Genomic DNA, 26,080 nt, shown 5'->3' with positions numbered 1-26,080 from the left:
GCGGGTGGAGTAGGGGTGGGTTTTTCGCCCCCTCCGCCCCTTCCCGTCCCGTTCCGGGGGGGGGGGGGCCCCCCCCCCCCCCCCCCCCCCCCCGGGCGCCCCCCCCGGCGGGCCCCCCCCCCCCCCCCCCCCCGCCCCCCCCCCCCCCCCCCCCCCCCCCCCCCCCCCGCCGCCCCCCCCCCCCCCCCCCCCACGACCGCGCACAGTGAGACGAACGCGTGCTTCCCGGACATCCCCCGTACCCCCGTCCCCGTGGGTCCCCGTCGCCGCCTCCGCTCTCGGTGCGGCACCCACACCATGCGGCGCGCGGCGACGGCGCGGTACCTCGGAACTCTGAGGGTCACTTCTTCCCTGGTGGGGTGTACTCCTTGAGGTAGTGAGCGACGCGGTCGGCGTAAGGGCGGTACTTCGGGGGAACCCCGCCCGCGTCGTTCACTTTCTTGTACGAGGTGCGGTAGGCGGCGGCGATCAGCACCCGGCGGTCGCCCGGCAGGCCGGATTCGAGGCGCGGCGCGATCCAGCACAGATAGCGGCCCATCGCCGGAATGGACTCGGCGGGCGGGAAGGGCGGCTGGGGAACCTCCTCCTCGGGCGTGCCGTCGTCGTTCATCCACCAGCGCAGCACGCTCGGTGTCCAGCGCGCGATGCCGTACTCGTCCTTGTCAGGGTCGGACAGGTCCGGGTCGAAGTCGCTCTCCACCTTGAGCATGGCGGCGAGGAGCGGGGGCGTGACGCCGCCCTGCGAGCAGTCGTGCGCCGTCTCGACGATCAGCAGGCGGTAGGCGGGCGGGATGCCCCGGTCGGTGCGGAGGTCGGCGGCGCCGTACGCGGTGGCGGTGACGTTCGCGCTCCGGTCGGCCCCCTTTCCGGCCGGACCGTCGTCGCCGGCCCAGGTGCTGATGCCGTATCCGAGCGCCGCGACGGCCACGGTGGCCGCGGCTGCCGACCCGCCGAGCACCAGCGCCGACCGGCGCCCGCGGCGGACGAACACCCGGGGCATCCCGGGCAGCCGCGATGCCCGTCCGCCCGTGCCGGCCACCGCTTCCACGCGCCGCAGCAGAGCCTCTCCGGTGACCCGCTCCTGGTGCGTACGGGCCAGGCAGTCCCGCAGGATCTCCCGCCAGGTGTCCGGGAGTTGAGGAGACATGCGCAGTTCCTCGGTGCCGCGCGCGTAGGCGACCGCGGCGTCCCGGCGAGCCAGGGAGGTGCCGCCGGGCAGCGGGTAGGAGCCGGTGAGCACGAGGTGGGCGAGGACGCCGAAGGCCCAGATGTCCGCCGACGGCCTTATCCGGCGCCCGCGTTCGCCGATCTCCGCCCACAGCAGCTCGGGCGGGGTGTAGTCGGGTGTCGAGAACGCGGGCGTGTACGCGTGGGTGCCCTCCATCTCGGCGGCCATGTTGAAGTCGGCGAGGCGGGCCGAACCGTCCTTCATCAGCAGCACGTTGGCCGGTTTCAGATCCCCGTGCACCCAGCCCGCCTGGTGCAACTGGACCAGCCCTTCGCAGATCTGGCCCAGCAGGGCGGACCCCGCCGGGGGACGCGGCGCCCGAGACAGCAGCGCGGCCAGTGAGCCCTCCGCCTTCTCCAGTACGAGGACGGTGGCGCCGTCGAGTCCGGGGCGGGCCGGGTCGTCCACCGTCAGGGTCTCGTAGAGGCGCACCAGACGGGGCGCGGAACGCAGACGGCTGAGCAACTCCAGCTCACGCTCGGCCAGTTCGCGCAGGTGGGTGAGCTGGCGGGGCGTGTGGGTGCCGGTGGGCAGGAACTTGAGGGCGGCCGTGCCGGGGAGTTCGGCCCGCGAGTCGGCCCGGCGTGCCTCGTACACGCTCCCGAACGCGCCCGTCGCGATCGGCGCGCGTATCTCCCAACTCCCCACGCGGTAGCCCTTGGGGACCGAAACCGCGTACGGATCGCTCATGACACACCCCGGGTCGCGGGCGCCGTCAGGACGGAGAGGTCGCTCTCGCGCACGAGGTCGAAGCGGAGCGCCAGGGAGACCAGGGACTCCTTCTTGCCGTTGAGGCGGGGGCCGGAGTCCGCGGTGTCGGGGCCGGGTTTGAGGCGGAGCTTGACGGCCAGGTAGTCGATGTTCCACTGGACGTTGGCGCGGCTCGCGGAGGGCCAGTGGGGGCGCAGCCGGTCGACCACCTGGTCGACCGTGGGGATCGGGGCGTGCGGTTCGCCGCGTAACCGGGGTTCGCACAGGGCGGCGAGGACCGCGAAGTAGCGCTTGGTGCGGTCCACGGAGAAGGCGGGCGCGGTGGTCGCGCCGTCGAGGCCGCCGGAGGCGCGCAGGTAGTCGTGGCGCGGCGCCCACACCTCGATGGGCAGCAGGTCGCCCGCCGCGGGCAGCACGATCCGGGAGAACTCGAAGGGGACCGGGGCGTCCAGCCGCCCCGGGCCGACCTTGATGTGCTCGCCGGCGCCCTCCGGGTTCTCGACGACGTACGTCTGGTGCGCGGAGAGGTTGCTGAGTGTCCAGAAGGCGCCCTGCGCGGTGATCTCCCCCGCCCGGCGGGAGACGCCGTCGTGCGGGATCGCGAGAACGTTGTCGTGCGCTGAACGCCCGAAGCTCAGCCGTTCGCCGGGTGCGAGCCGGAACTGGTCCGTGCTCCGGTCGGTGCGGGGCTCGTCCTCCGTGGTCGGCGGAGGTACCACGATGATGCTGTACAAGATGCGCTCCCCAGGCCTGGCAACTGCCGCAGTCAGGTTAGGGCGACACACCAGGGCCGTGTCTCCCCTTGTGCACAGGGAGACACGGCCCTTGGAGCGATTGGCGCGAACTGTTCAGCGGTGCCCCCGTGTTGCCGGGCTCCGCCGCTCGCCGGTCGCGGGTGTCAGGAGGTGCGGATCACGATCGAGGAGCACACCTTGTCGGCGAACGTCTGCTTCTTCGCGTCCCACGCCGGCCACAGCCAGCCCAGGTAGCACGCGAAGCTGTCGAGGAAGTGGGCGAGGCGGCGGACGAACGCCATGCCGACGCCCATCGGCCGGCCGTCGATCTCGCGCACCAGGCGGATGCCGAGCGCCTTCTTGCCGAGGGTCTGGCCGGTGCGGCCTTCCTGTATCAGCTGCCATATCGCGATGCCGATGATGGCGATGAAGCCGATCGCCACCAGCGCCGGGGTGTCCTTGCCGACGATCACCAGGATGTAGGGGACCGCGAACACGAGCATGTCGACCAGGGTGCCGAGGAAGCGCTGGCCCCAGTTCGCGTAGGGCGGCTGGGCGCCGTAGCCCGGCTGCTGCGGGTAGCCGTAACCGGCCTGGCCGGGCTGCTGCGGGTAGCCGTAGCCGGGCTGCTGATCCTGCTGGGGGTAGCCGTAACCCTGCTGCGGCGGAACGCCGGGGGGAGTCTGCGGGGCGCCGTAACCGGGCTGGCCCTGCGGCTGGCCCTGCTGGGGGTAGCCGTAGCCGGGCTGCCCCTGCTTCGGGTCCTGCGGCTGTCCGTACGGGTTGGGTGAGCCGAAACTCATGGCGGTTTTCCTCCAGGCAAGGGGCGGGGACGGCGCGGATGCGCGGAGGAACGTCATGATATGAGCGGTATGCCCCCCAACACGGACCGCGATGGTGCACCGCATATCGTTCTGTGACAGGCCAGTTCTTGTCCAGCCGATGAGCACATATGTTGTGCAGCTGCAATCTTCGTGATCTTCCCGGCCCCTCCCGGCTCCGCCCGATTGGAACGATGCCGCGGTCATCCGGGAGGATGGGGCACATGACCGCCCAGATTCTCGATGGCAAGGCCACCGCAGCCGCGATCAAGTCCGACCTGACCGTCCGCGTGGCGGCCCTGAAGGAGAAGGGCGTCACGCCCGGCCTGGGGACCGTCCTGGTCGGCGACGATCCCGGAAGCCAGAAGTACGTCGCCGGCAAGCACCGCGACTGCGCGCAGGTCGGCATCGCCTCCATCCAGCGCCAACTGCCCGCCACCGCCACGCAGGAGGAGATCGAGGCGGTGGTGCGCGAGCTGAACGAGGACCCCGCCTGCACGGGTTACATCGTCCAGCTGCCGCTTCCCAAGGGCATCGACGAGAACCGCATCCTGGAGCTGATGGACCCGGACAAGGACGCGGACGGGCTCCACCCGATGAACCTCGGCCGCCTCGTCCTGAACGAGCCGGCCCCGCTGCCCTGCACCCCCAACGGCGTTCTCACCCTGCTGCGCCAGTACGGCGTCGAGATCAAGGGCGCCGAGGTCGTGGTCGTCGGCCGTGGCGTGACCATCGGGCGCCCGATGCCGCTGCTGCTCACCCGGCGCAGCGAGAACGCCACGGTCACCCAGTGCCACACCGGCACCCGTGACCTCGCCTCCCACCTCAGGCGCGCGGACATCATCGTCGCCGCCGCGGGCTCCGCGCACCTCGTCAGGCCCGAGGACGTGAAGCCCGGCGCGGCCGTCCTCGACGTCGGCGTCTCCCGCGGCTCCGACGGCAAGATCGTCGGCGACGTCCACCCGGGCGTCGCCGAGGTCGCCGCCTGGATCTCCCCGAACCCCGGCGGCGTCGGCCCGATGACCCGGGCCCAGCTGCTCGTCAACGTGGTGGAAGCGGCGGAACGCAGTGTCGACTGAGGGCAGCTCCGGAAAGACGACGGACGGTTTGACCGGCGGGACGGGCGACGGACGTACGGCGGACGACCGTGTGGCCGACGAACGTACGGCGGAGCCGACGGCGGCGCGGAACGGGCGGGGCGGCGGTGCCGATCCGGCCGTACGGGGTGTGCCGGGCAACGGCGCCGATCCGGTCGCAGGGGGTGCGTCGGTCAACGGCGCGGGGCCCGCCGTACGGGAGGCGACCCGTGAGGGCGCCGACGACGCCGGGAGCGAGGCCGCTGAGCATGGTGGGCCGGACTCGCCGAGCGAAGCCGACAGTGAGGGTGAAGGGGAAGGCGCCGGCGGAAGCGAGAGGGACTTCACCGAACCGGTCGCGGTCGACGCGGTGAGCGCGCCCGACGCCGAGGGGAATCCCCGGCGTGCCACACGCCGCTTCCCGCTGTTCACCCGGGACACCGCGCGGCCCGAGGGCGGCGGCCGGGCGGCTCCCGGCGACGCCCCGGCGCCCGCCCGCCAGTGGCCGATCCTCGCCGTGCTCGGGCTCGTGGGGCTCGGCCTGCTGCTGACGGCCTTCGACGTGTTCCGCTACGGCACGATCCTCATCGGTGTCGCGCTGCTGGGCGGCGCGGTGCTGCGCTGGACCCTGCCCGACGTGGGCATGCTCGCCGTCCGCTCCCGCTTCACGGACCTGGTCACGTACGGCGTGCTCGGCGTGGCCATCGTGCTGCTGGCGCTGATGGCGCAGCCCGATCCGTGGCTGGAGATCCCGTTCCTGGACGACACCCTGCACTTCACGGTGCGCTGAGGGGAGCCCCGCGTTCTCCGTGACGCCGGGCACGGCCGCGGCCCGTCCTCTCCCCCGAGTCCAGGACGGGCCGCGACCGGGCGGGTGTGCCGCCCGGGAGCAACCCTTGTGCACGGGGGCGGCCCGTTCAACACCTGTGGGCCCGCTGTGGCACGGAAGTGACCATTCCGCTACGGTGTCCGCGCCACGCGAGCGAATCCGTCCCGTCTCGTGCGTAAGCCGGGAGTTCGACCGGTCGTACGACAATGCCGATGCGAGACTGGACCGCGGCCCAGCAGGCGTGCGACGGTGCATGCCTCCGCCCGAATGCTCCCGTGCGCCCCTGTCCCGGGAACTGAGATCCTGACCGGACGCATCCCTGTGGGTAACCAGAACGGGACTCGACGGAGAGGTGCCGCGCGCGGGTGAACAGTGAGTCACGTACGGGGGCACAGACCAGTCTCGTACGGGGGGAAAGAAGTAGGGGGGAGAAGCAATGCCTCGTTGGAAGGCCTTGCCGGATGAGCTCGATCCGCAGGTCAGGGAGTTCGCCAGCCAGTTGCGCCGGCTCGTCGACCGGAGCGGCCTGAACGTCGCGGCCGTCGCCGACCGCACGGGTTACAGCAAGACGTCCTGGGAGCGGTATCTCAACGGCCGTCTTCTCGCGCCCAAGGGCGCGATCATCGCCCTGGCCGAGGTGACCGGGACCAATCCCACGCATCTGACCACCATGTGGGAGCTGGCCGAGCGCGCCTGGAGCCGCTCGGAGATGCGCCACGACATGACCATGGAAGCGATCCGGATCTCCCAGGCGCGCGCCGCGCTCGGGGAGTTCGGCGCGCCCCCGGCGAACGGGAGCAACGGCAAGCAGGCCCGCAGGGGCGGCAGCGCCACCGCGACGCCCGGGATCGCCGGACCCGCCGGAGTGGCGCCGTCGGTGCCGCCGCAGCCGTCGGCCGCCGACGTCGAGGACTCGACCGGCGGACGCTCCTCGCGCGGGGCCTCCTCCTACGGGGGCGGCTCGTCCGGGACCGGTTCGTCCGGGAGTGGTTCGTACGCGGGTGGCTCGTCCGGCGGTGCCGGGCGGGGCGGCGGCTGGGGGGTCGTCGCCTCACCGCCGTCCGGCGGCGGGCAGTTCGGGCCCGCGAGTCCCAACGGTCCGTCCAGACCTGTGGGATCCGCCGGTCCCGGCGGGGGCCCGCCGCAGGACGCCCGGCCCTCCGCCGGGAGCGGGGGTTCGCCCGACAGGGCGCGGCGCAAGCGGCGCCTCACGATGTTCCTCGCGGGGGTCGTCGGCGCGCTCGTCGTGATCGCCGCGGCCGTCTTCCTCACCAGCCAGGGGGGCACGAAGGACGAGAGCACGCCCAAGACGCCCACCTCCTCCGCGGCCGTTCCCGACCCCGACCTGCCGGCCGGCGTGAAGTGCAGCGGCACCGACTGCACCGGCGAGGACCCGGAGAACATGGGCTGCGGCGGCGAACTGGCGACGACCGCCACCAGCGTCACCGTCGGCACGACCCTCGTCGAGGTCCGCTACAGCGAGACCTGCTCCGCCGCGTGGGCCCGCGTCACCCAGGCCGTCGTGGGCGACACGGTCGAGGTGTCCTCCGGCACCGAGGCCAAGCAGACCGGGTCGGTCGAGGCGGACACCGACGCGTACACCCCGATGGTGGCCGTGAAGGACGCGGGCGACGCGAAGGCGTGCGCGACGCTGGCTTCGGGCGAGAAGGGCTGCACGGAGTAGGACCCGCAGGAGCGAGAAGGGCTGCACGGAGTAGGACCCCCAGGAGCGGGAAGGGCCGGAGCGGAGGGAACGAAAAAACCTCCGCCCATCCGGAATGCCCGCCGACATCCGGGGCAGACGCTCGGTACCCCCACGGGATCCGGAACCCCCGGTACCCCATCGGCGGTCGCCGAGCCCACTCTCCCGGGCCCGGCGACCGCACCCCCACAGGGTTCTGTGGGCTGGGCCACACGGACCCGGACACTCGGGCCTGCGGATGCGCGATAGCCTGACGGCGGATCTCTCTTGACGCCAAGAGATCGATCATCGGTACCGACGCCGAGAGGCCTCTCACCGGTACCCCTGACCGATCGGCGCGGCGGACGCAGGGGAGCTCCTGCACCCCGGGGCAGGGACGCCCCACCGCCTGCTGTCATACGGAGAACGCCATGACCCGCACTCCCGTGAACGTCACCGTCACCGGCGCGGCCGGCCAGATCGGTTACGCCCTGCTCTTCCGCATCGCCTCCGGCCAGTTGCTCGGCGCGGACGTGCCGGTCAAGCTGCGCCTCCTGGAGATCACGCCGGCGCTGAAGGCCGCCGAGGGCACCGCCATGGAGCTCGACGACTGCGCCTTCCCGCTTCTCCAGGGCATCGACATCACGGACGACCCGAACGTCGCCTTCGCCGGTGCCAACGTCGGTCTCCTCGTCGGCGCCCGCCCCCGCACCAAGGGCATGGAGCGCGGTGACCTCCTGGAGGCCAACGGCGGCATCTTCAAGCCGCAGGGCAAGGCCATCAACGACAACGCAGCCGACGACGTCAAGATCCTCGTCGTGGGCAACCCGGCCAACACCAACGCGCTCATCGCGCAGGCCGCCGCCCCGGACGTACCGGCCGAGCGCTTCACCGCGATGACCCGCCTGGACCACAACCGCGCGCTCACCCAGCTCGCGAAGAAGACGGGCTCGACGGTCGCCGACATCAAGCGCCTGACCATCTGGGGCAACCACTCGGCCACCCAGTACCCCGACATCTTCCAGGCCACGATCGCCGGCAAGAACGCCGCCGAGACCGTGAACGACGAGAAGTGGCTGGCCGAGGAGTTCATCCCGACCGTCGCCAAGCGCGGCGCGGCCATTATCGAGGCCCGCGGCGCGTCCTCGGCCGCCTCCGCCGCCAACGCCGCCATCGACCACGTCCACACGTGGGTGAACGGCACCGAGGACGGTAACTGGACCTCCATGGGCATCCCGTCCGACGGTTCGTACGGCGTCCCGGAGGGCCTCATCTCCTCCTTCCCCGTCACCACGAAGGACGGCTCCTACGAGATCGTCCAGGGCCTGGACATCAACGAGTTCTCCCGCGCCCGCATCGACGCCTCGGTCCAGGAACTGGCCGAGGAGCGCGAAGCGGTCCGCACCCTCGGCCTCATCTGAGCCGACCCGTTAATCCCTCCCCCCGTGGGGCACCGCTCACCGCGGTGCCCCACGGGGCGTTCCGGGGGAAATCGCCCATCGCGCCGGCGCCTCAAGTGCCTGCCTTCGCAGGACAGTTAGGTCCCCTCGCTGGAATCATGAGGGTGTGTCGAGGGTCAACGGGTGGCGCGTACGACGGAACGGGAGCGCCTACGTAGGGGCGGGCTGCATTCTCCTGCTTCTGGGGGTCGGCTGGGCGGTGCAGCAAGGCCGTGTCGACGAGGCGGGGCTGGTGGCGACCGCGCTCGGGCTGCTGGTTTCGTTCTTCCCCACTCTGCAGAGACTGGCCACCGCCTGGTCCGTCGACGACGGTCCGCAGGTCCGCATCGACTCCGCGGCGCTGGCGGAGCGGGTGGAACAGGTCGAAGGCAGGCAGTGGCGGCTCCTGGTGGGCGGCGACCGCCAGCGCATCGACCTCCACTACTCCCTCGTCGACCAATACGTCCCCGGCGCCTCGGTACCCGCCCCGCACGGCCGCCTTCCGGGTATCACCGCGTACTACCAGGCCATGCGGCCGCGCCGGCTGGTCGTCACCGGCGCACCCGGGGCGGGCAAGACCGTGCTGGCCCTGGAACTGCTCCTCGGGCTCATCGAGGGACGGGAGGAGTCGGACCCGGTCCCCGTTCGTGTCTCGTTGTCGGCGTGGGCTCCGGGCACCTCGCTGGAGCAGCTCCTCGTCTCCCATCTCAGGCAGAACCACGGAGTGCCCCGGCGGCAGGCGGAACGCCTGGTGGCACACCGGCTGATCCTCCCCGTGCTGGACGGGCTCGACGAGATGGACCCGGACCTCGTCGACGGCGCCGGCCACCAGTGTCCCGACCCCGCGGCTCCGCGCGCCCGGGCGGCCTTGCACGCCCTGCACGCGTATGGCGAGGGCAGATGGGCGGGGCCACTCGTTCTCACCTGCCGGACAGCGCACTACGACGCCTTCGCCGGTGAGGAGCACCTCCGGGACGCGGCACGCATCCGGATCGAACCGGTTCCGGCGGCGGATGCCCTGGTCTACCTGACCGAACGCTCGGGAGCGGGGCCGCGCTGGCAGTCGCTGCTCGCGCATCTGCGCGGCGAACCCGGGGGTGTGCTGGCCCGGAGCCTGTCCACACCGTGGCGTCTGACGCTGGTGGCCACGAGCTACCGGCTCAGCGGTGACCCCGCGGAGTTGATGACGCTGGCCACGGCCCACGACATCGACGAGCATCTGCTGGGCCGGTTGATTCCGGCGACACGCGAACTGCATCCGCCGGCACGGGGATACACGGCGGGGGAGATCCGCGAGTGGCTGGCCCGCATCGCCCGCGATCTGCAGGAGGGCAACGCCGGTCGTCCGGGGGCCGACATCCACTGGCACCTGCTCTGGCGTCTGGCGGGCCGCGCGCGGGTACGCAAGTGGGACGGCGTGCTGAGCGGGCTGGTCGCCGCAGCGGGAATCCCACTCGCGTGGCTCACGCCCTACCCGCTCGTCGTCGCCGTGGTGACGGGCCTTTGCGCCACCCTGACGGTGCGTGTCGCCATGTCGCCCGCGGACGATCCCCTTCCGTTCGATCAGTGGCTGCCACCGGACCGTCAGCGACGCGCCAACTGGCGGACGGCTCTCGGCGGACTCACGGCGGCCGTGGTCACCGGTGGCGTCGTCGTGGGGGCCACCGGGGACACCCTCGCGAGCGTCATGGCCGGGCTGACCGCCGGCTGTCTGGCGGCGGTCGTCGTCGCCCTCGCCCATCAGATCGAGACGAGGGCCGCCGTCGTGACCAGTCCGCGGCAGGCCCTGCGCGCGGGCGCCGGGGCAGGTCTGTCGTGCGCGGTCCCGTCGCTGTTGCTGGCCACAATCCCGCTGATCGCGGCCTGGCACGGGCCTCGCATGGCCACCTCGCCGGTGGCCGACGCGCTTCCGCTGCTCGTACCGCTCTCCTGCCTGATCGCGGGCGTCGCGGCCCCCGCTTTCTGGGTCATCTTCGGGGCTTCGCCGCGCCGGTATCTGGCGTTCACCCTGTGCGCGGGCTCCCACCGGCTGCTGCCGCTGCGGTTGCTTCCGTTCCTGGAGTACGCCCATCAGGTGGGCCTGCTCCGCCTGTCGGGCAGCGCCTACCAGTGCCGCCACCGCGAACTGCAGCTCTGGCTGGCCCGCAGCCCGCAGTGAGGGCCGGGGCGTCGCCGACAGGGCCCATGAGCCGGGGTCCGGGAGCCGGGCTGACCCCACCGCTCAGGTACCGCGAGGGTTCAACCGCTTCTCGAACCAGTGAGCCGCGTACACATTGTCGTCGTAGCGCGGGATCTCCCGGTAGCCGCATGCCCGGTACATGGTCTGGGCCTCCGTGAGCACGGCGTGTGTGTCGAGGCGTACGACGTCGTAGCCGCGGGTGAGGGCCTCGCGTTCGAGGCCGGTCAGGATGCGGCGCGCGAGGCCCAGGCGGCGGGCCGCGGGGCGTACCCAGACGTGCCGGATCTCGCCCACGCCGGGTTCGAGCCCGCGCAGCGCCCCGCACCCCACCGGCTGCCCTTCCTCGTACGCGACCAGGAAGGCACCCGAGTCCCCCGACACCTCGTCAGGCCGTACGAGGGCGCCGGGGTCGAAGCCTTCCGGGAACCGTTCGTCGATGTCGGCCGCGTACCCGGCCAGGCAGTCGCGGGCGTCGCGCGAGGCGCCGTCGACGACCTCGACGGTGATCCCGGCCAGTCGCAGCAGGCGTTCGGCGACGGCGACGGCGGCGGTGAGGTCGCCGCGCTGCCGTTCGTCGAGACCGCCGAGCAGCCCCTCGGCGAGCTGGTCGGCCCGCCGGTTCTGCTCCTCCACCTCGGTCCGTCCTGCCGGTGTGAGCTCCGCGAGCCGCAGCCTGGTGTCGCCCGCGTGGACGCTCACCCGCACTAGCCCCTGCGCCTCCAGGGCCCGCACCATCCGGCTCAAGTACCCGGCGTCCAGGCCGAGTCGGCCCCTCAGCTCTCTCAGCGAGGCTCCGTTCCCGATCTCGAACAGCAGCCGCGCCTCACCGAGCGGCCGGTCCTGCCCGAGGTAGTGATCGTCGAGCACTCCGATGCGCCGGGTGAAGTAGCGGTTGAAACGCCGCAGCGCGCCAACGTCGTCCGCTGGCACTGGCACTGGCACTGGCACTGGCACTGGCACTGGCACTGGCTCCATAGTTCTTTGACTTTAGTCAAAGGAATCCCGGGGGTCTATGTCCACGTAGGGCACGGGCACGCACGGGCCCTACGCCGCCCCCAGTACCGCCCGCAGCTGGGCGAGCCCCCAGTCCAGGTCCTCCTTGCTGATGGCCAGCGGCGGGGCGATCCGGATGGTGGTCCCGTGGGTGTCCTTGACCAGGACGCCCCGGTCCATCAGCTTCTCGGAGATCTCCCGGCCCGTGCCGTACCCGGGAGCGATGTCGACCCCCGCCCACAGCCCGCGCCCGCGCACCGCCGTCACCTGGCCCGAGCCCGTCAACAGCCCCAGCTCGCGATGCAGATGGTCGCCCAGCTCGGCGGCCCGCCGCTGGTACTCGCCCGACCGCAGCATCGCGATCACCTCCAGTGCCACCGCACAGGCCAGCGGATTCCCCCCGAACGTCGACCCGTGCTCGCCGGGCCGGAACACCCCGAGCACCTCGGCAGAGGACACCACCGCCGACACCGGCACCACCCCGCCCCCGAGCGCCTTGCCCAGCACGTACACGTCGGGCACGACCCCCTCGTGCTCACAGGCGAAGGTCCGGCCCGTCCGCCCCAGCCCCGACTGGATCTCGTCCGCGATGAACAGGACGTTCCGCTCCCGCGTCACCTCGCGCACCCCCCGGAGGTAGCCCTCCGGCGGCACCACCACCCCCGCCTCCCCCTGGACCGGCTCCAGCAGCACGGCGACCGTCTCCTCGGTCACCGCCTCCCGCAACGCCGCCAGGTCCCCGTACGGCACGACGTCGAAGCCCGGGGTGTACGGCCCGAAATCCGCCCGCGCCTCCGCGTCCGTGGAGAAACTGACGATGGTCGTCGTACGCCCGTGGAAGTTGTCGCCCGCCACCACGATCCTCGCCCTGCCGTCCGGCACGCCCTTGACGCGGTACCCCCACTTCCGGGCGGTCTTCACGGCCGTCTCCACCGCCTCCGCGCCCGTGTTCATCGGCAGCACCGTCTCCATGCCGCACAGCTCCGCCAACCGCGCGCAGAACTCGGCGAACCGGTCGTGGTGGAACGCCCGCGACGTCAGCGTCACCCGCTCCAGCTGCGCTCTCGCCGCGTCGATCAGCCGCCGGTTGCCGTGCCCGAAGTTCAGCGCCGAGTATCCGGCCAGCATGTCGAGATAGCGGCGCCCCTCGACATCCGTCATCCACGCCCCGTCCGCCGTCGCCACGACGACCGGCAGGGGGTGGTAGTTGTGCGCACTGTGCGCGTCCGCCGAGGCGATGTACGCCCGCGTGGTCTCCGAAGTACTCACGGGGTCCTCCGTTTCCTGACGGGTTCTCGCCCCCTCCTATCGTCGCTCGCATGGTGGACCGGGGAACCCCGGGATCCGGCGCGCCCGGTAGGGTGACCGGCGAGCCGTGACTGGCGCGCTGGGATGGGACCGACCATCGGGGAGCGGCTCGCAGACTTAGTGCCGTGCGCCTGGGCCGAACCGTGAATCGTGAGTTCTGTACGCCACGCCGTCCGGAGGCCGACATGTCGCAGCAGCCCCTTTCCAGCGAGTCCACCGCGTTTCGCAGCGCCCTCGACGTGATCCGGGCCGTGGAGCCCCGCGTCGCCGACGCCATCGGCCAGGAAGTCGCCGACCAGCGCGACATGCTCAAGCTGATCGCTTCCGAGAACTACGCCTCCCCGGCCACCCTCCTGGCCATGGGCAACTGGTTCAGCGACAAGTACGCCGAGGGCACCGTCGGCCGCCGCTTCTACGCCGGCTGCCGCAACGTCGACACCGTCGAGGCACTGGCCGCCGAGCACGCCCGCGAACTCTTCGGCGCCGAGCACGCCTACGCCCAGCCGCACTCCGGCATCGACGCCAACCTCGTCGCCTTCTGGGCCGTCCTCGCCCAGCGTGTCGAGGCCCCGGCGCTCGCCAAGGCCGGCGTCCGCAACGTCAACGACCTCACCGAGGCCGACTGGGCCCAGCTCCGCCGCGACCTCGGCAACCAGCGCATGCTCGGCATGTCACTGGACGCCGGCGGTCACCTCACCCACGGCTTCCGCCCGAACATCTCCGGCAAGATGTTCGACCAGCGCTCCTACGGCACCGACCCGGGCACCGGCCTCATCGACTACGAGGCCCTGCGCGTCTCCGCCCGTGAGTTCAAGCCCCTGATCATCGTCGGCGGTTACTCCGCCTACCCCCGCCTGGTGAACTTCCGCGTCATGCGGGAGATCGCGGACGAGGTCGGCGCGACGCTGATGGTCGACATGGCCCACTTCGCCGGCCTCGTCGCAGGCAAGGTCCTCACCGGAGACTTCGACCCCGTCCCGCACGCCCAGATCGTCACCACCACCACCCACAAGTCGCTGCGCGGACCGCGCGGCGGCATGGTGCTGTGCGACGAGCCCCTCGCCGAGCAGGTCGACCGCGGCTGCCCGATGGTCCTCGGCGGCCCCCTTCCGCATGTCATGGCCGCCAAGGCCGTCGCGCTCGCCGAGGCCCGCCGCCCCGAGTTCCGCGACTACGCCCAGGCCGTCGTCGACAACGCCCGTGCCCTCGCCGAGGGCCTGATGCGCCGCGGCGCTACCCTCGTCACCGGCGGCACCGACAACCACCTCAACCTGATCGACGTCGCCTCCTCCTACGGACTCACCGGCCGGCAGGCCGAGACCGCTCTGCTCGACTCGGGCATCGTCACCAACCGCAACGCCATCCCCGCCGACCCGAACGGCGCCTGGTACACCTCCGGCATCCGGATCGGCACCCCCGCGCTGACCACTCGTGGTCTGGGCGCGGTGGAGATGGACGAGATCGCGGGGCTGATCGACCGGGTCCTGACCTCCGCCGAGCCCGGCACCACCGCCAAGGGCAGCCCGTCCAAGGCCCAGCACGTCCTGGACCCGAAGATCTCCGACGAGATCTCCCGCCGCGCCACCGACCTGCTCACCGGCTTCCCGCTCTACCCGGAGATCGACCTCGGCTGATCCCGGCCCGCGTCGCGGCGGACTCGCGGCGGACCCGGACTCACGAGTCGATCAGCTCCTGTCGCGGGCCCGCCTCCCGCTCCGCCCGCCGTCCGGCCGGTGACAGTCGGCGGAGCGCCACGGGGGCCAGCGGCCTGAGCACCAGCGCCAGTGCGGCGCCGGCCGCGGCTCCCGGTATGGCCCACCACCAGTCGGTGCCGTCGCCAGGTGTCCCGGCGGCGGCCGTCGTGACGGAGCCGTCGGTGGCCGTGGGCGCGGGAGCCGCCGCGTTCGCCGTCTGCCAGGGCGCCGGGTAGATGGCCCCGGCGCCCGCACCCGAGGACTCGCCGAGCACCCCGAGCGTCTTGAACAGCGCCCGCACCTTGTCCGGTTGCCCGGCCTTGTGCCAGTAACCGTTCGTGGACCGCGGCACGTCGTTGGCCGTGTGTATCCAGACCTCCCCGCCCTTTTCCGTGTCCGGATACACGCGGTCGACCCGCCACGGCGCCACGTCATGGACCAGCCACGTGACATTGATCTGACGGCCGCTGCCCACGCCCAGGCCTGGCGGCTCCTCAGTCGAACCGCTGGTCGCCTCGCCGAGCAGGCGTTGCAGCTCGCCGTACTCCTCGTCCGAGTAGTACAAGGCCGCGGACTCCTCGCTCTCCGGCGAGACCACCAGCACACTCGTCGGGCCGCCCGCCGTCGCGGCCGACGCACTCAGCAGCACCACAGCGACGGCCGGCGCCACCGCCCCCAGCACCAACGCCCCCAGCGCCGCGACCAGTTCACGAATCCTGCGCATCCGAACCCCCAACCAGCCAGTCGATCCACGTGCGGTGCCCGGCCGGGCACCGCGTGTCACTTCTGGTACACCGCTCGACGCGTCGGGGTTCCCACTCCGCCGGGACCGGTTTCCAGGCCAGTTCCCGAACTAGTTCCTGCCCGCGTCGACGGAGCCCTCGACGGAGCCCTCGACGGCCCCGTCGAGGGACTTGGCGATCTCCACCGCCCGCGACCTGGACGCCACGCCCTCCAGCCGGAGGGTCACATCACCGCCGTGGACCCAGAGCAGCGTCGGTCCGGCGGTCCGCCGGGAGCGGGTGAAGCGGTCGCCGTCCGCGTCCACCAGCCAGAGGTCCAGGAGATGAGCCCTGGGGAACCACAGGGCCTGGTCCGTGAAGTCGGTGCTCGCGCCCAGCGGCACCCATTCCGGCTGCTCCCGGGCCGTCTTGGTGAACATCGGGTCCAGCCGCGCCGCGAACTCGTCCAGCCGGATCGTGCGCCCCCGCTCGCGCCAGCACAGCGTGACCAGGAACCGCCCCTTCGGCTCCCGCGTGACCATCACCGCTCCCGGCGTGCCCAGCGCGGCGGGCACGAGCGGTGCGAAGCCCGCCCGGCGAGCGGCCTCGTCGAGCGTCAGCGACGTGCCCGCGCAACCGGGCACCACGGCTCCGGGCGACGGCACCGCCGACGGGTCGTACCGCACCTCGACCCCGCCGAAGCCGAACCAGTCCACCACCGCGGCACGCACCGGCGGGGTGAGCACGAGGACCGTGAGCAGCCCGCACAGAGCCGCCGTCAGGGCACGCCGGCGCGTCCGCGCCCAGCGGCGCACCCCACGGAGCCGCTCGCCGCGCCTTCGAGGCTCCGCGGCCGGGACCGGCAGCCGCTCGGCGAGTATCCGCTCCAGCACCCTCTCGACCATCGACTCGCTACCGGCCGTCCCCGGCCCGTCCAGCGAACGCCCCAGCGCCCGCAACTCCTCGGGCAGCCGCGAGACACCCTCACCCCCGCGCTCACGGCCGCCCCGGTCACCGGAGGGCGGCCCCGCGCCCCCGGGCTCGTACGGCTCACTCATGCTCGTCACCTCCCTCGCGGGCCCCGGGCTCGAAGTCCGGCAGCAGTCGCCCCAGCTTGCGCAGGGCGCGGTTGAGGCGTGACTTCACCGTGCCGCGGGGCCAGCCCAGGGCCTGGGCGGTCTCCGGCTCGTCCATCTCCAGCAGATAGCGGTAGGTGACGACGAGCCGATGGTCCTCGGACAACTGGTCCAGGGCGGCCAGCAGTGCCGCGCGGCGCTCCGTCTCCAGCGCCGCCCCCGCCGGGTCCGCCGATGCCGGTATCAGCGGCTCCGCCTCCACGAGCGCGGCCTCGCGGCCGGCCAGCGTCCGCTGGCGCACCGCCGTCCGCACTGTGTTCCTCGTCTCATTGGCGACGATCGACAGCAGCCACGGCTTGAACGCCGCGCCGTCCCGAAAGCGCCCCAGTGAGCAGTACGCCTTGATGAAGGCCTGCTGCACCACGTCCTCCGCGTCCGCACCCGCCCCCAACGCCTTGGCCGCCCTGATCGCGATGCCCGTGTGCGCGCGCACCAGCTCCGCGTACGCCTCCGGCTCACCGGCGCGCACCCGGGCGATCACCACGGCCTCGTCGACGACGATGCGGCCCCCCTCCCGCGTCCTCACATTGTTGTTACACCGCTCGGGCCCAATCGGTTCCCACCTGTTCCCGAGCAATGAGAGACACCTGAGAGAATGGGTGACATGGCCTCTGATCGTCCCCGCGTGCTCTCCGGAATCCAGCCCACCGCAGGCTCGTTCCACCTCGGCAACTACCTCGGCGCGGTCCGCCAGTGGGTGGCCCTCCAGGAGTCCCACGACGCCTTCTACATGGTCGTCGACCTGCACGCGATCACCCTCCCGCAGGACCCCGTGGACCTGCGCGCCAACACCAGGCTGGCCGCCGCGCAGCTGCTCGCCGCGGGACTCGACGCGGACCGTTGCACGCTCTTCGTCCAGAGCCATGTCCCCGAACACGCCCAGCTCGCCTGGATCATGAACTGCCTGACCGGTTTCGGTGAGGCGAGCCGCATGACCCAGTTCAAGGACAAGTCCGCGAAGCAGGGCGCCGACCGTGCCTCCGTGGGCCTCTTCACGTACCCGATCCTCCAGGTCGCGGACATCCTGCTGTACCAGGCGAACGAGGTCCCGGTCGGTGAGGACCAGCGGCAGCACATCGAGCTCACCCGGGACCTCGCCGAGCGCTTCAACGGCCGCTTCGGCGAGACGTTCACCGTGCCGAAGCCGTACATCCTCAAGGAGACGGCGAAGATCTTCGATCTCCAGGACCCGTCGATCAAGATGAGCAAGTCGGCGTCCACCCCGAAGGGCCTCATCAACCTGCTCGACGAGCCGAGGGCGACGGCCAAGAAGGTCAAGAGCGCGGTCACCGACACGGACACCGTGATCAGGTACGACGCGCAGCAGAAGCCCGGCGTCAGCAACCTCCTGACCATCTACTCGACCCTCACGGGAACCGGTATCGCCGAACTGGAGGAGAAGTACGTCGGCAAGGGTTACGGTGCGCTGAAGACGGACCTCGCCGAGGTCATGGTCGACTTCGTGACGCCGTTCCGGGAGCGCACCCAGCAGTATCTGGACGACCCGGAGACGCTCGACTCGATCCTGGCCAAGGGCGCCGAGAAGGCGCGTACCGTCGCCGCGGAGTCGCTCTCCCAGGCGTACGACAGGGTCGGCTTCCTGCCTGCCAAGCACTGACACCACCCGCCACGGCCGCGAGTTCCGCGGCCGGTACGGCGGTCGGGACGACAGCGCGTCCGTCAGGACGCCGGCGAGTCCGAAAAGACGGTACGAGACGAGGGCAACACCCGCACGACAGCCGGGATCGCGCGATACCGCCGTACAGTCGATAGCCGTACCGACCGAGCGGTCACCCCTGCCCGCGAGGACCGAGAAGAACCGATACGACGACAGGAGACGACGTGGGGACCGTAACGATCGGTGTGTCGATCGCGGTCCCGGAGCCTCATGGCAGCCTGCTCCAGGAGCGGCGCACGAGCTTCGGTGACCTCGCGGCTTCCGGCATCCCCACGCACGTCACCCTGCTCCCGCCGACGGAGGTCGCCGACTCGGCGCTGCCCGCCATCGAGGCGCACCTCCTGGAGATCGCCGGCGCCGGGCGCCCCTTCCTGATGCGGCTCTCCGGGACCGGTACCTTCCGCCCGCTGTCGCCCGTCGTGTATGTGCGGGTCGTCGAGGGCGCCGAGTCCTGCGCCTGGCTCCAGAAGCAGGTCAGGGACGTCTCCGGGCCGGTGGCGCGCGAACTGCAGTTCCCCTACCACCCGCATGTCACCGTGGCGCACGGAATCGACGACGAGGCGATGGACCGCGCCTTCGAAGAGCTCGCCGAGTACGGGGCGGCCTGGCCGTGCACCGGATTCGCGCTCTACGAGCAGGGCGCGGACGGTGTCTGGCGGCAGTTGCGGGAGTTCGTCTTCGGCGGAGCTGTGGTGCCTCCGCAGGCCGGGGCGCCCGCGGAGCGCGACACCACCCTGCCCGCGCACTGACCGGGCAGCCGATCCGTCGGAGGCCCGGTCTCCGGACCGGCGATCCGTCGGGGTCCCGCCCCGGAGGCCCGGTCTCGGACCGGCGATCCGTCCGGCTCCCGCCCCGGAGGCCCGGTATCAGACCGCCAGCAGTCGGAACAGGGGCCGCGGTGTGTGCCGTAGCGCCGACATCGCGTACCGCAGGGCGCCAGGTACCCACACCGTCTCCGAACGCCGCCGCAGGCCCCTCTCCACGGCTGTCGCGACCCCTTCCGGAGTCGTCGCCGGCCCTGTCCGCGGCAGACCGGCCGTCGCCCTCGTCGCGACGAACCCCGGGCGTACGACCATGACGTGTACGCCGGTGCCGTACAACGCGTCGCCCAGCCCCTGCGCGAAGACGTCCAGGCCCGCCTTGCTCGACCCGTAGATGAAGTCGGAACGGCGGGCACGCTCGCCCGCGACGGAGGAGAGCACCACCAGGGAGCCGTGTCCCTGGGCCTGGAGCGCCCGCGCGCACACCAGTCCGGCCGAGACCGCGCCCGTGTAGTTGGTCTGCGCGACCCGTACCGCCGCCAGCGGCTCCTGCTCGTCCCGTGCCTGGTCGCCGAGTACGCCGAACGCCAGCAGCACCATGTCGATGTCGCCCTCGGCGAAGACCTTGCCGAACAGGGGCTCATGGGACTCGGGATCGAGCGCGTCGAAGGCGACGGTACGGGCGTCCGCGCCCAGTCCGCGCAAATGTTCGGCGGCCTGCTCCAGGGCGGGCGAGGGCCGTCCCGCGAGCCACACCGTGCGGGTGCGCCGGGTGATCAGCCTTCGCGCGGTGGCGAGGGCGATCTCGGAGGTACCGCCGAGGATCAGCAGGGACTGGGGGAGCCCGAAAGCGTCCTTCATGACAACTCCTGGGGGTGGGGGCGGCGGGTCCGGTCCGACGTGGATCACGGGCCGGTGACCAGGCCGGTGTGGGCGGGCGTGATCGTGACCGTAGTGCCGAATGTCCCGAAAAGGGTGCATAACTCCTTCATCTCTCCGGCCCTCTTGGCTCCTCACTGGAACGGGTGATTAATGGCTGATTAGTGAGATTTCGTCATGGATTGACATTGTTCTGGGTTCGCTCCCTAGGAGAGTGCGATTCGTGGACGGTCCCCAGGAGAGTCCGGGGTACTCACACATTGGTTTTCCGAGGTGAGGGCAGAGTCGGATCATGGACTGGCTGAAAAAGCTTCCCGGCGTGGGACCGATGGTCGCCCGCCTGATGGCCACGCACGCGTGGCGGTCGTACGAGCGGCTCGACCGGGTGAAGTGGACGCGGCTCGCCGCGGCGATGACCTTCATCAGCTTCATCGCGCTCTTCCCGCTGCTCACCGTGGCCGCCGCGATCGGCGCGGCCACCCTCAGCACCGAGCAGCAGCAGGACCTCCAGGACAAGCTCGCCGAGCAGGTGCCGGGCATCTCCGACCAGCTCGACATCAACTCGCTGGTCCAGAACGCGGGCACGATCGGAGTCATCGCCGGTGCCCTCCTGCTGTTCACCGGCATCGGCTGGGTCGGCCAGATGCGGGAGTGTCTGCGCGCGGTGTGGGAACTGCCCGACCCGGAGGTGAACCCGGTCCTGGGCAAACTCAAGGACGCGGGCGTGCTCATCGGGCTCGGCGGCGCCGTGCTCGTCACCATCGCCGCCTCCACCGTCGCCTCCACGATGGTCGGCTGGACAGCCCGTCAGCTCGGTATCGACGAGAACGGCTGGGGCGGCCTGCTGCTCCAGGTCATCGCGTTCGGCGTCGCCGTGCTCGCCGACTTCCTGCTCCTGCTGTACGTCCTGACACTGCTGCCGGGTGTGCAGCCCTCGCGGCGGCGGCTCGTGGTCGGCGCGCTGATCGGCGCCGTCGGCTTCGAACTGCTCAAGCTGCTGCTCAGCAGCTACATCAGCGGTGTCGCGTCGAAGAGCATGTACGGCGCCTTCGGAGTGCCCATCGCGCTGCTGCTGTGGATCAACTTGACCTCGAAGCTGCTGTTGTTCTGCGCCGCCTGGACGGCGACGCCGAGCAAGGAGGCCGACGAGGAGGCGGCGGCGGAGGGGGTGGACGAGGCGGAGGAGGCCGAGGAACCCGCCGGGGTCAGCGACGCCGGCGCATCAGGTCAGGCAGCGGCCAGCGGCGGTTGACGAGGAAGCCACCTGCCGCGATCAGCACGAGGAGGCCGCCCGTGACCGCGAGCGCGATGCCCACGCCGCTCGAACCGGTGTCGGTGTCGGCGGACGCGGCCACCGGCTTCGTGGACGCGTCGCCCGGAGCGGGAGTCGACGCGTTCGCGCCGGGCTGTGCGCTCGACTCGGCGCCCCGGGGCGCCACCAGCTCGCCCACCGGCTCGACCTTGCCCGCCGCCTTGAAGCCCCAGTCGAGGAGAGCGGCCGCCTCCTTGTAGACCTCGTTGTGGTCCTTCTTCTCCGGCTTCATGACCGTGACGAGCAGCACCCTGCCGTCGCGCTCGGCGACACCGGTGAAGGTGGCTCCCGCGTTCGTGGTGTTGCCGTTCTTCACACCCGCGATGCCCTGGTACTGCGAGATGTCGCTGTCGCCGGTGAGCAGCCGGTTGGTGTTCTGGATCTCGAAGGTCCCGCGGGACGTCTTGCCCTTGCTGTTCTTCGTCGTCGCGCCCGGGAACTTCGCCGACACCGTCGAGGCGTACTCGCGGAAGTCCTTCTTCTGCAGGCCGGAACGGGCGAACAGGGTCAGGTCGTACGCCGACGACACCTGGCCCCGCGCGTCGTAGCCGTCCGGACTCACCACGTGCGTGTCGAGTGCCTGGAGCTCCTCCGCGTGCGCCTGCATGTCCTCGACGGTCTTGTCGACGCCCTTGTTCATGGCGGACAGGACGTGCACGGCGTCGTTGCCGGAGCGAAGGAAGACGCCGAGCCACAGGTCGTGGACCGAGTACGTCTCGTCCTCCTTTATCCCCACCATGCTGGAGCCCGAGCCGATGCCCGCGAGGTCCGAGGGCACGACCTTGTGCTCGGTCGTCTTCGGGAACATCGGAAGGAGGGTGTCGGCGAACAGCATCTTCAGGGTGCTCGCCGGGGGCAGCCGCCAGTGCGCGTTGTGGGCGGCCAGGACCTCGCCGGACTCGGCGTCGGAGACGATCCAGGAGCGGGCGCTGATGTTCTTCGGCAGTACGGGGGCGCCGGTGCCGAGGTTCACCTGGGTTCCGGCCCTGCCCAGCTGTTCGCCGCCCACCGTCGACATCTTCGCCGGGGGAGTGGCCGATTTCGACGGGCTCGGGGACGGGGTCGCGTCCGCGAGTGCGAACGCGGGGGTGGGTGCGGTGAGCGAGAGGGTCAGCAGGGACAGCAGGGTGGCGGAAGCGACCAGCAACGACCGCGGAGCGGTCCTGTCGGCGGCGGACATGGGCGAGTTGGTGGCGGGCACGGTCGAGAAAGTACATGGCTCCGGTCGGGAAGTCCCATCGCCCTCCCCACCCCGGCGCCGCGGCCCGGCCGGCGACGGCGATACTGAACCCATGAAGCTCACCCGCCCCGTCTCCTGGTTCCTGCTCGCCTTCGGGGTGTGGAGCTGGGGCATCTGGATCACTTTCATCAAGAACCTGGTCAAGGACGGCAGCGGGCTCGCGTTCGACGACGCGGGCGATCCGACGGCGTACTTCTGGGTGCACCTGACGCTCGCCGTCGTCTCCTTTGTCTTGGGGACGGTTGTCGGGGGCATCGGGTTCCGCGGGCTTCGCGCGCTGCGTGACGCGTCGGCCGCTCAGGCGTCGTCGCACTCGACGTCGTCGTAACGGGGGTACAGAGCCGTGGTCGTTGTTTTCGTGCTCGTTCTGCTGGCCGTGCTGGCCGCGATCGGGGCACTGCACTGGTACGAGTGGCGCCGGCTGGTGCGCGACACGACCGTGGGGGCGGGGGTCGCGCGGCGGGTGGGTACCGGGGTCTTCGTCGCCGGGCCCGTGCTGATGGTCGCGGCGCTGGGGGCCGAGCGGGGTGGGGCGCCGTTCTGGCTTCAGCAGACGCTGGCCTGGCCGGGGTTCCTGTGGATGGCCGTGTTCATGTATCTCGGGCTCGCCCTACTGGTGGGGGAGGTTCTGCGGCCGGTGCTGGGGCGGGTTCTGGCGCGGCGGGGGCGGGGCCTGTCGTGGCGGGGGCGGCGGGTGGCTGACTCGCCCGTGGCCGTGCCGCTCGCGGTTGTCGTGGGGTCGGGGCCGCACCGGAGCATCCGTCCTCGGTCTGGCGCGGAATCGGTCGGCCAAGAAGCGGACGGTGTTGACGCGCCAGCCGCTGCGGGCGGACGTTCCGGTACGTCCCCTGCGGCCGGTTCGGCGGCGGGTGCCGGGGCCGGGGCCGGGGCGGGGGCCGGGGCGCCAGCCGCTGCTGGGCCATCTCGTCGGCTCTTCGTCTCGCGGGTCGTGGGGGGTGCCGCTGCTGTGGCCGCTGCGGGGACCGTGGGGTACGGGACCTACGACGTCCTGCGTGGGCCCTCCGTCAAGCGGGTGACCGTGCCGTTGGCGAAGCTGCCGCGAGCGGCGCACGGGTTTCGGATCGCTGTCGTCAGTGATATTCACCTGGGGCCGGTTCTGGGGCGGGGGTTCGCGCAGCGGGTGGTCGACACCATCAACTCGACTCAGCCCGATCTCATCGCTGTTGTGGGAGACCTGGTCGACGGGAGTGTGAAGGACCTCGGGCCCGCCGCGGCGCCGCTCTCGCAGCTCAGGGCGCGGCAGGGGGCCTTCTTCGTCACGGGGAACCACGAGTACTTCTCCGGCGCCGAGCAGTGGGTCGAGGAGGTGCGGCGGCTCGGGCTGCGGCCGTTGGAGAACGCGCGCGTGGAGCTGGCCGCGTTCGACCTCGCCGGGGTGAACGACGTGGCGGGCGAGAGCGAGGGTCAGGGACCCGACTTCGCCAAGGCGCTGGGCGACCGGGACACCTCACGGGCCAGCGTTCTGCTGGCCCACCAGCCGGTGCAGATCCACGACGCCGTCGAGCACGGCGTCGATCTCCAGCTCTCCGGTCACACTCACGGTGGTCAGCTCTGGCCGGGCAACTTCGTCGCGGAGCTGGCGAATCCGACCCTCGCCGGACTGGAGCGGTACGGGGACACGCAGTTGTACGTCAGCCGGGGGGCGGGGGCGTGGGGGCCGCCCACGCGGGTCGGCGCGCCGTCCGACATCACGGTGGTGGAGCTCGCTTCGTTGCAGGCGTGAGGGCGGGCGGGGCGGACTGAGCTCCGTCGGCCGTGTTGGCGCCCCGGAATTCCGGCATTCGGAGTTTCGATGTCGCTGAGGTCACAGGGGTGTTGTGGGTTGATTGAGCCGCTGTCTGTCGGCGGCGGGGGCTTGTGGGACTTGGGCCGAGCAAATACCTGTGCGTGGGCTGAACTGCCTCACGTCGGCGGACGTATTGCTCAGGGAGCGGCGCCGACACCGGGCCGCTTTGGCAGGTGGGCTCAAGGAGGAATGGTGACGGATCTCGTACAGCGAGAAGTAGCTCTACGGATCTACCCCCCAACTCTGGGCGTCGTGGCCCAAGTGACCGTTCTGGTTTTGCTGGGGGCGACAGTGGGGCTCGGTGTGGCCGGTTGGGTCACGGGGCTGGGATTTACCGCGGTTACGTGGGTCCTGCTCTCGCGCGCTCTGCAGCAAGCTGACGTTCACCGATGGGGACCTGCTGACAGCGTCACCTTCGCCCGATTGATTCTGACCGGCGGTGTAGCCGCTCTTGTCATCAACTCTGTTGGCGGAGAAGCGCATCAGCCAGTACTCATCGGATTGGCCGCGGTCTCCTTGATTCTCGATGCCGGCGACGGTCAGGTCGCTCGCCGCACCGGAACCGTGTCGCGATTCGGCGCACGGTTCGACATGGAAGCGGACTCCGTCCTGGCGATTGTCCTGAGCGTCTATCTCGCGACGTCTCTCGGTTGGTGGTCCGTGACGATCGGGCTTTTCCGCTACGCCTTCGTACTGGCATCGTGGGTGATGCCGTGGTTGAGTGGCCCGCTGCTCCCCCGAATGTCGCGAAAAGTTGTAGCCGCGTCACAGGGAGCCGTATTGGTTGTCGCCAGTGCGGGTCTTCTTCCTACGCCAATGGCCCAGGCGTTCGTCGCGCTCTCGATTGGCACACTGGTCTGGTCGTTCGCCCTTGATATCGGGTATCTGTGGAGCCAGTCGGCGCACAAACGACTGAGGGAACTGAGCTACAGCGGAGCCTGATCGTCGGCCCCGTGTGATGCGCTCCGCCGCTGCTCCGCCGGTGTCGGCGTCCAACGCGGGCTCAGGCAGTAGATATCGCCCGCATTCGCCTCATGGGGGAGAGCCATGATGTGAGCGGACATTGTCTTCGACGAAACCCACTCATCGAAATTCAGGTTCATGCTCTCGCCCATGGAGACGTTGAAGAGCTCGAAGCCCAGTTCCGTCACGCGGTCGAGGCAGCGCAGCGCCACCGCACGTTCGATCGTCGTAAACTCGAATGACAGTGCGGGCAGCGCCTGACTGAGGCCGGCCAGTACTGAAGCCTCGAAACCTTCTACGTCGATCTTGGCGAACGCGGGCGTACCGTGAGTTCTGATGAGATTGTCGAGCGTGATGACCGGCACGTCCATCTCCGCGTCCCAGACCTGGTCCTGCCAGCCACTTGCCCCGTCGGCGGCCTTGATGAATTCCGCCGATGCTGTGGATACGGTGGGATTCGCTGAGTTGACGTAGAACCTCGCCGCTCCTTCGTGCGCACCGCACACGGCTTCGACTGCCACCACGTCCTCGTCACCGGCGTAGATTTCCCGGATGGCGCGGATGCACAGCGGTTGGGGCTCCACGGCCGTTACGCGTGCCCCAAGCCGACGGAAACTGCCGATGCGGTCACCGACGTGGGCGCCGATGTCGAAAACGAGGTCGCCGGGCCGCACGAACCGCGCGTAGAAAGCGTCCATCGCCGCATCCTGGTCGGCGTTTCCGTAGTAGAAATCGAGCGACCGGAGGATGGGGGAAGCGGCCGGGTCGGCCTTGAGGGATTCCAGGGCATCGCTGTTGACATCCATTTGGGTTCGACCTTCGACCTTCCTGTAATTCCTTGAATTCGTCATCCAGCGCCGCGCGTGACGGTCGTGGGGCGAATTTGGTC

General features: G+C 71.0%; 23 protein-coding genes and 1 riboswitch. Of the genes, 12 read left to right on the top strand and 11 right to left on the bottom strand.

Translation table 11 applies throughout. The features are described 5' to 3' along the window. Positions 1-340: 340 nt before the first annotated feature. From ACIP79_RS11445 to ACIP79_RS11435, 3 genes are all read right to left on the bottom strand, one after another. A complete protein-coding gene (locus tag ACIP79_RS11445) occupies positions 341-1,918 on the bottom strand; it encodes a serine/threonine protein kinase (RefSeq protein WP_401222073.1) in 1,578 nt (525 codons plus the stop codon). Continuing rightward, positions 1,915-2,673 carry an FHA domain-containing protein gene (locus ACIP79_RS11440; RefSeq protein ID WP_401222071.1) on the bottom strand — a complete coding sequence of 253 codons (759 nt, stop codon included), beginning with the start codon at positions 2,671-2,673 and terminating at the stop codon, positions 1,915-1,917. Before ACIP79_RS11440 ends, ACIP79_RS11445 begins: the two co-directional genes overlap by 4 nt. Before the next feature lie 164 nt (positions 2,674-2,837). After that, positions 2,838-3,476: an RDD family protein gene (locus ACIP79_RS11435; protein ID WP_401222069.1), complete on the bottom strand. Its 639-nt coding sequence runs from the start codon at positions 3,474-3,476 to the stop codon at positions 2,838-2,840. Positions 3,477-3,718: 242 nt separating this feature from the next. Here ACIP79_RS11435 and ACIP79_RS11430 point away from each other — a divergent pair, with 242 nt between their 5' ends. The 5 genes from ACIP79_RS11430 (at position 3,719) to ACIP79_RS11410 (ending at position 10,677) form a co-directional block, all read left to right on the top strand. After that, complete coding sequence (locus ACIP79_RS11430) at positions 3,719-4,573, top strand: bifunctional methylenetetrahydrofolate dehydrogenase/methenyltetrahydrofolate cyclohydrolase (protein ID WP_383680408.1); 855 nt, start codon at positions 3,719-3,721, stop codon at positions 4,571-4,573. 70 nt (positions 4,574-4,643) lie between these two features. Then, the gene (locus ACIP79_RS11425) at positions 4,644-5,360 is read left to right on the top strand and encodes a DUF3017 domain-containing protein (RefSeq protein ID WP_401222067.1); all 717 of its coding nucleotides are present in this window, start codon (positions 4,644-4,646) and stop codon (positions 5,358-5,360) included. Between the two features lie 475 nt (positions 5,361-5,835). Beyond that, a complete protein-coding gene (locus ACIP79_RS11420; protein WP_401222065.1) occupies positions 5,836-7,083 on the top strand; it encodes an XRE family transcriptional regulator in 1,248 nt (415 codons plus the stop codon). Positions 7,084-7,511: 428 nt separating this feature from the next. Beyond that, positions 7,512-8,501: a malate dehydrogenase gene (locus ACIP79_RS11415; RefSeq protein ID WP_401222063.1), complete on the top strand. Its 990-nt coding sequence runs from the start codon at positions 7,512-7,514 to the stop codon at positions 8,499-8,501. A gap of 145 nt (positions 8,502-8,646) precedes the next feature. After that, positions 8,647-10,677, top strand: coding sequence for an NACHT domain-containing protein (locus ACIP79_RS11410; protein ID WP_401222062.1), 2,031 nt, complete (start codon positions 8,647-8,649; stop codon positions 10,675-10,677). Between the two features lie 63 nt (positions 10,678-10,740). Here the strand turns inward: ACIP79_RS11410 and ACIP79_RS11405 are convergent, their stop codons facing one another. Beyond that, a complete protein-coding gene (locus ACIP79_RS11405; protein WP_401222060.1) occupies positions 10,741-11,673 on the bottom strand; it encodes a GNAT family N-acetyltransferase in 933 nt (310 codons plus the stop codon). 69 nt (positions 11,674-11,742) lie between these two features. Beyond that, entirely contained in the window at positions 11,743-12,960 is a 1,218-nt protein-coding gene (gene rocD / locus ACIP79_RS11400) for an ornithine--oxo-acid transaminase (RefSeq protein ID WP_401222059.1), read from the bottom strand. A 96-nt stretch (positions 12,961-13,056) separates the two neighbouring features. Continuing rightward, positions 13,057-13,143: riboswitch (ZMP/ZTP riboswitch) on the top strand. A gap of 41 nt (positions 13,144-13,184) precedes the next feature. On the opposite strand from rocD, the gene ACIP79_RS11395 reads away from it, so the two are divergent. Continuing rightward, positions 13,185-14,633 carry a glycine hydroxymethyltransferase gene (locus ACIP79_RS11395; RefSeq protein ID WP_401222057.1) on the top strand — a complete coding sequence of 483 codons (1,449 nt, stop codon included), beginning with the start codon at positions 13,185-13,187 and terminating at the stop codon, positions 14,631-14,633. 40 nt (positions 14,634-14,673) lie between these two features. Here the strand turns inward: ACIP79_RS11395 and ACIP79_RS11390 are convergent, their stop codons facing one another. From ACIP79_RS11390 to ACIP79_RS11380, 3 genes are all read right to left on the bottom strand, one after another. Next, positions 14,674-15,417 carry a hypothetical protein gene (locus tag ACIP79_RS11390; protein ID WP_401222055.1) on the bottom strand — a complete coding sequence of 248 codons (744 nt, stop codon included), beginning with the start codon at positions 15,415-15,417 and terminating at the stop codon, positions 14,674-14,676. Positions 15,418-15,546: 129 nt separating this feature from the next. Then, entirely contained in the window at positions 15,547-16,473 is a 927-nt protein-coding gene (locus tag ACIP79_RS11385) for a hypothetical protein (protein ID WP_401222053.1), read from the bottom strand. Continuing rightward, a complete protein-coding gene (locus tag ACIP79_RS11380) occupies positions 16,466-17,077 on the bottom strand; it encodes an RNA polymerase sigma factor (protein WP_401222051.1) in 612 nt (203 codons plus the stop codon). Before ACIP79_RS11380 ends, ACIP79_RS11385 begins: the two co-directional genes overlap by 8 nt. 78 nt (positions 17,078-17,155) lie before the next feature. Between ACIP79_RS11380 and trpS the strand changes: the two genes are divergently transcribed. Continuing rightward, entirely contained in the window at positions 17,156-18,169 is a 1,014-nt protein-coding gene (gene trpS / locus ACIP79_RS11375) for a tryptophan--tRNA ligase (RefSeq protein WP_401222049.1), read from the top strand. A gap of 224 nt (positions 18,170-18,393) precedes the next feature. Further along, complete coding sequence (locus tag ACIP79_RS11370) at positions 18,394-18,978, top strand: 2'-5' RNA ligase family protein (protein WP_401222047.1); 585 nt, start codon at positions 18,394-18,396, stop codon at positions 18,976-18,978. A gap of 117 nt (positions 18,979-19,095) precedes the next feature. On the opposite strand, the gene ACIP79_RS11365 is transcribed toward ACIP79_RS11370, so the two are convergent. Continuing rightward, entirely contained in the window at positions 19,096-19,851 is a 756-nt protein-coding gene (locus tag ACIP79_RS11365; protein WP_401222045.1) for a decaprenylphospho-beta-D-erythro-pentofuranosid-2-ulose 2-reductase, read from the bottom strand. 310 nt (positions 19,852-20,161) lie between these two features. Between ACIP79_RS11365 and ACIP79_RS11360 the strand changes: the two genes are divergently transcribed. Continuing rightward, on the top strand, positions 20,162-21,121 hold the full coding sequence (locus ACIP79_RS11360; protein WP_401222044.1) for a YihY/virulence factor BrkB family protein: 960 nt from the start codon (positions 20,162-20,164) through the stop codon (positions 21,119-21,121). Here ACIP79_RS11360 and ACIP79_RS11355 read toward each other — a convergent pair. Then, a complete protein-coding gene (locus ACIP79_RS11355; protein WP_401222135.1) occupies positions 21,075-22,361 on the bottom strand; it encodes a D-alanyl-D-alanine carboxypeptidase family protein in 1,287 nt (428 codons plus the stop codon). The genes ACIP79_RS11360 and ACIP79_RS11355 overlap by 47 nt on opposite strands. Before the next feature lie 112 nt (positions 22,362-22,473). Here ACIP79_RS11355 and ACIP79_RS11350 point away from each other — a divergent pair, with 112 nt between their 5' ends. From ACIP79_RS11350 to ACIP79_RS11340, 3 genes are all read left to right on the top strand, one after another. Then, positions 22,474-22,749 carry an SCO4848 family membrane protein gene (locus ACIP79_RS11350; RefSeq protein WP_401222042.1) on the top strand — a complete coding sequence of 92 codons (276 nt, stop codon included), beginning with the start codon at positions 22,474-22,476 and terminating at the stop codon, positions 22,747-22,749. A gap of 15 nt (positions 22,750-22,764) precedes the next feature. Then, a complete protein-coding gene (locus ACIP79_RS11345; protein ID WP_401222041.1) occupies positions 22,765-24,165 on the top strand; it encodes a metallophosphoesterase in 1,401 nt (466 codons plus the stop codon). Positions 24,166-24,480: 315 nt separating this feature from the next. Continuing rightward, positions 24,481-25,170, top strand: coding sequence for a CDP-alcohol phosphatidyltransferase family protein (locus ACIP79_RS11340; protein WP_401222039.1), 690 nt, complete (start codon positions 24,481-24,483; stop codon positions 25,168-25,170). Here ACIP79_RS11340 and ACIP79_RS11335 read toward each other — a convergent pair. Continuing rightward, entirely contained in the window at positions 25,155-25,997 is an 843-nt protein-coding gene (locus tag ACIP79_RS11335) for an FkbM family methyltransferase (RefSeq protein ID WP_401222037.1), read from the bottom strand. The two genes, ACIP79_RS11340 and ACIP79_RS11335, sit on opposite strands and share 16 nt — an antisense overlap. Positions 25,998-26,080: the final 83 nt, after the last annotated feature.

Source organism: Streptomyces sp. NPDC088747, assembly GCF_044751025.1.
In the GTDB taxonomy this organism is placed as follows: Bacteria; Actinomycetota; Actinomycetes; order Streptomycetales; family Streptomycetaceae; genus Streptomyces.
Note: the sequence above shows the minus strand (reverse complement) of the source record. Positions and strands in the feature narration are given on the sequence as shown.

Bases quoted from the DNA above. Each gene is read 5' to 3' on its own strand.
- ACIP79_RS11445 (WP_401222073.1), bottom strand. From the start codon at position 1,918: ATGAGCGATCCGTACGCGGTTTCGGTCCCCAAGGGCTACCGCGTGGGG.
- ACIP79_RS11435 (WP_401222069.1), bottom strand. From the start codon at position 3,476: ATGAGTTTCGGCTCACCCAACCCGTACGGACAGCCGCAGGACCCGAAG.
- ACIP79_RS11430 (WP_383680408.1), top strand. From the start codon at position 3,719: ATGACCGCCCAGATTCTCGATGGCAAGGCCACCGCAGCCGCGATCAAG.
- ACIP79_RS11420 (WP_401222065.1), top strand. From the start codon at position 5,836: ATGCCTCGTTGGAAGGCCTTGCCGGATGAGCTCGATCCGCAGGTCAGG.
- ACIP79_RS11415 (WP_401222063.1), top strand. From the start codon at position 7,512: ATGACCCGCACTCCCGTGAACGTCACCGTCACCGGCGCGGCCGGCCAG.
- ACIP79_RS11405 (WP_401222060.1), bottom strand. From the start codon at position 11,673: ATGGAGCCAGTGCCAGTGCCAGTGCCAGTGCCAGTGCCAGTGCCAGTG.
- ACIP79_RS11395 (WP_401222057.1), top strand. From the start codon at position 13,185: ATGTCGCAGCAGCCCCTTTCCAGCGAGTCCACCGCGTTTCGCAGCGCC.
- ACIP79_RS11390 (WP_401222055.1), bottom strand. From the start codon at position 15,417: ATGCGCAGGATTCGTGAACTGGTCGCGGCGCTGGGGGCGTTGGTGCTG.
- ACIP79_RS11385 (WP_401222053.1), bottom strand. From the start codon at position 16,473: ATGAGTGAGCCGTACGAGCCCGGGGGCGCGGGGCCGCCCTCCGGTGAC.
- trpS (WP_401222049.1), top strand. From the start codon at position 17,156: ATGGCCTCTGATCGTCCCCGCGTGCTCTCCGGAATCCAGCCCACCGCA.
- ACIP79_RS11365 (WP_401222045.1), bottom strand. From the start codon at position 19,851: ATGAAGGACGCTTTCGGGCTCCCCCAGTCCCTGCTGATCCTCGGCGGT.
- ACIP79_RS11360 (WP_401222044.1), top strand. From the start codon at position 20,162: ATGGACTGGCTGAAAAAGCTTCCCGGCGTGGGACCGATGGTCGCCCGC.
- ACIP79_RS11355 (WP_401222135.1), bottom strand. From the start codon at position 22,361: ATGTCCGCCGCCGACAGGACCGCTCCGCGGTCGTTGCTGGTCGCTTCC.
- ACIP79_RS11350 (WP_401222042.1), top strand. From the start codon at position 22,474: ATGAAGCTCACCCGCCCCGTCTCCTGGTTCCTGCTCGCCTTCGGGGTG.
- ACIP79_RS11335 (WP_401222037.1), bottom strand. From the start codon at position 25,997: ATGGATGTCAACAGCGATGCCCTGGAATCCCTCAAGGCCGACCCGGCC.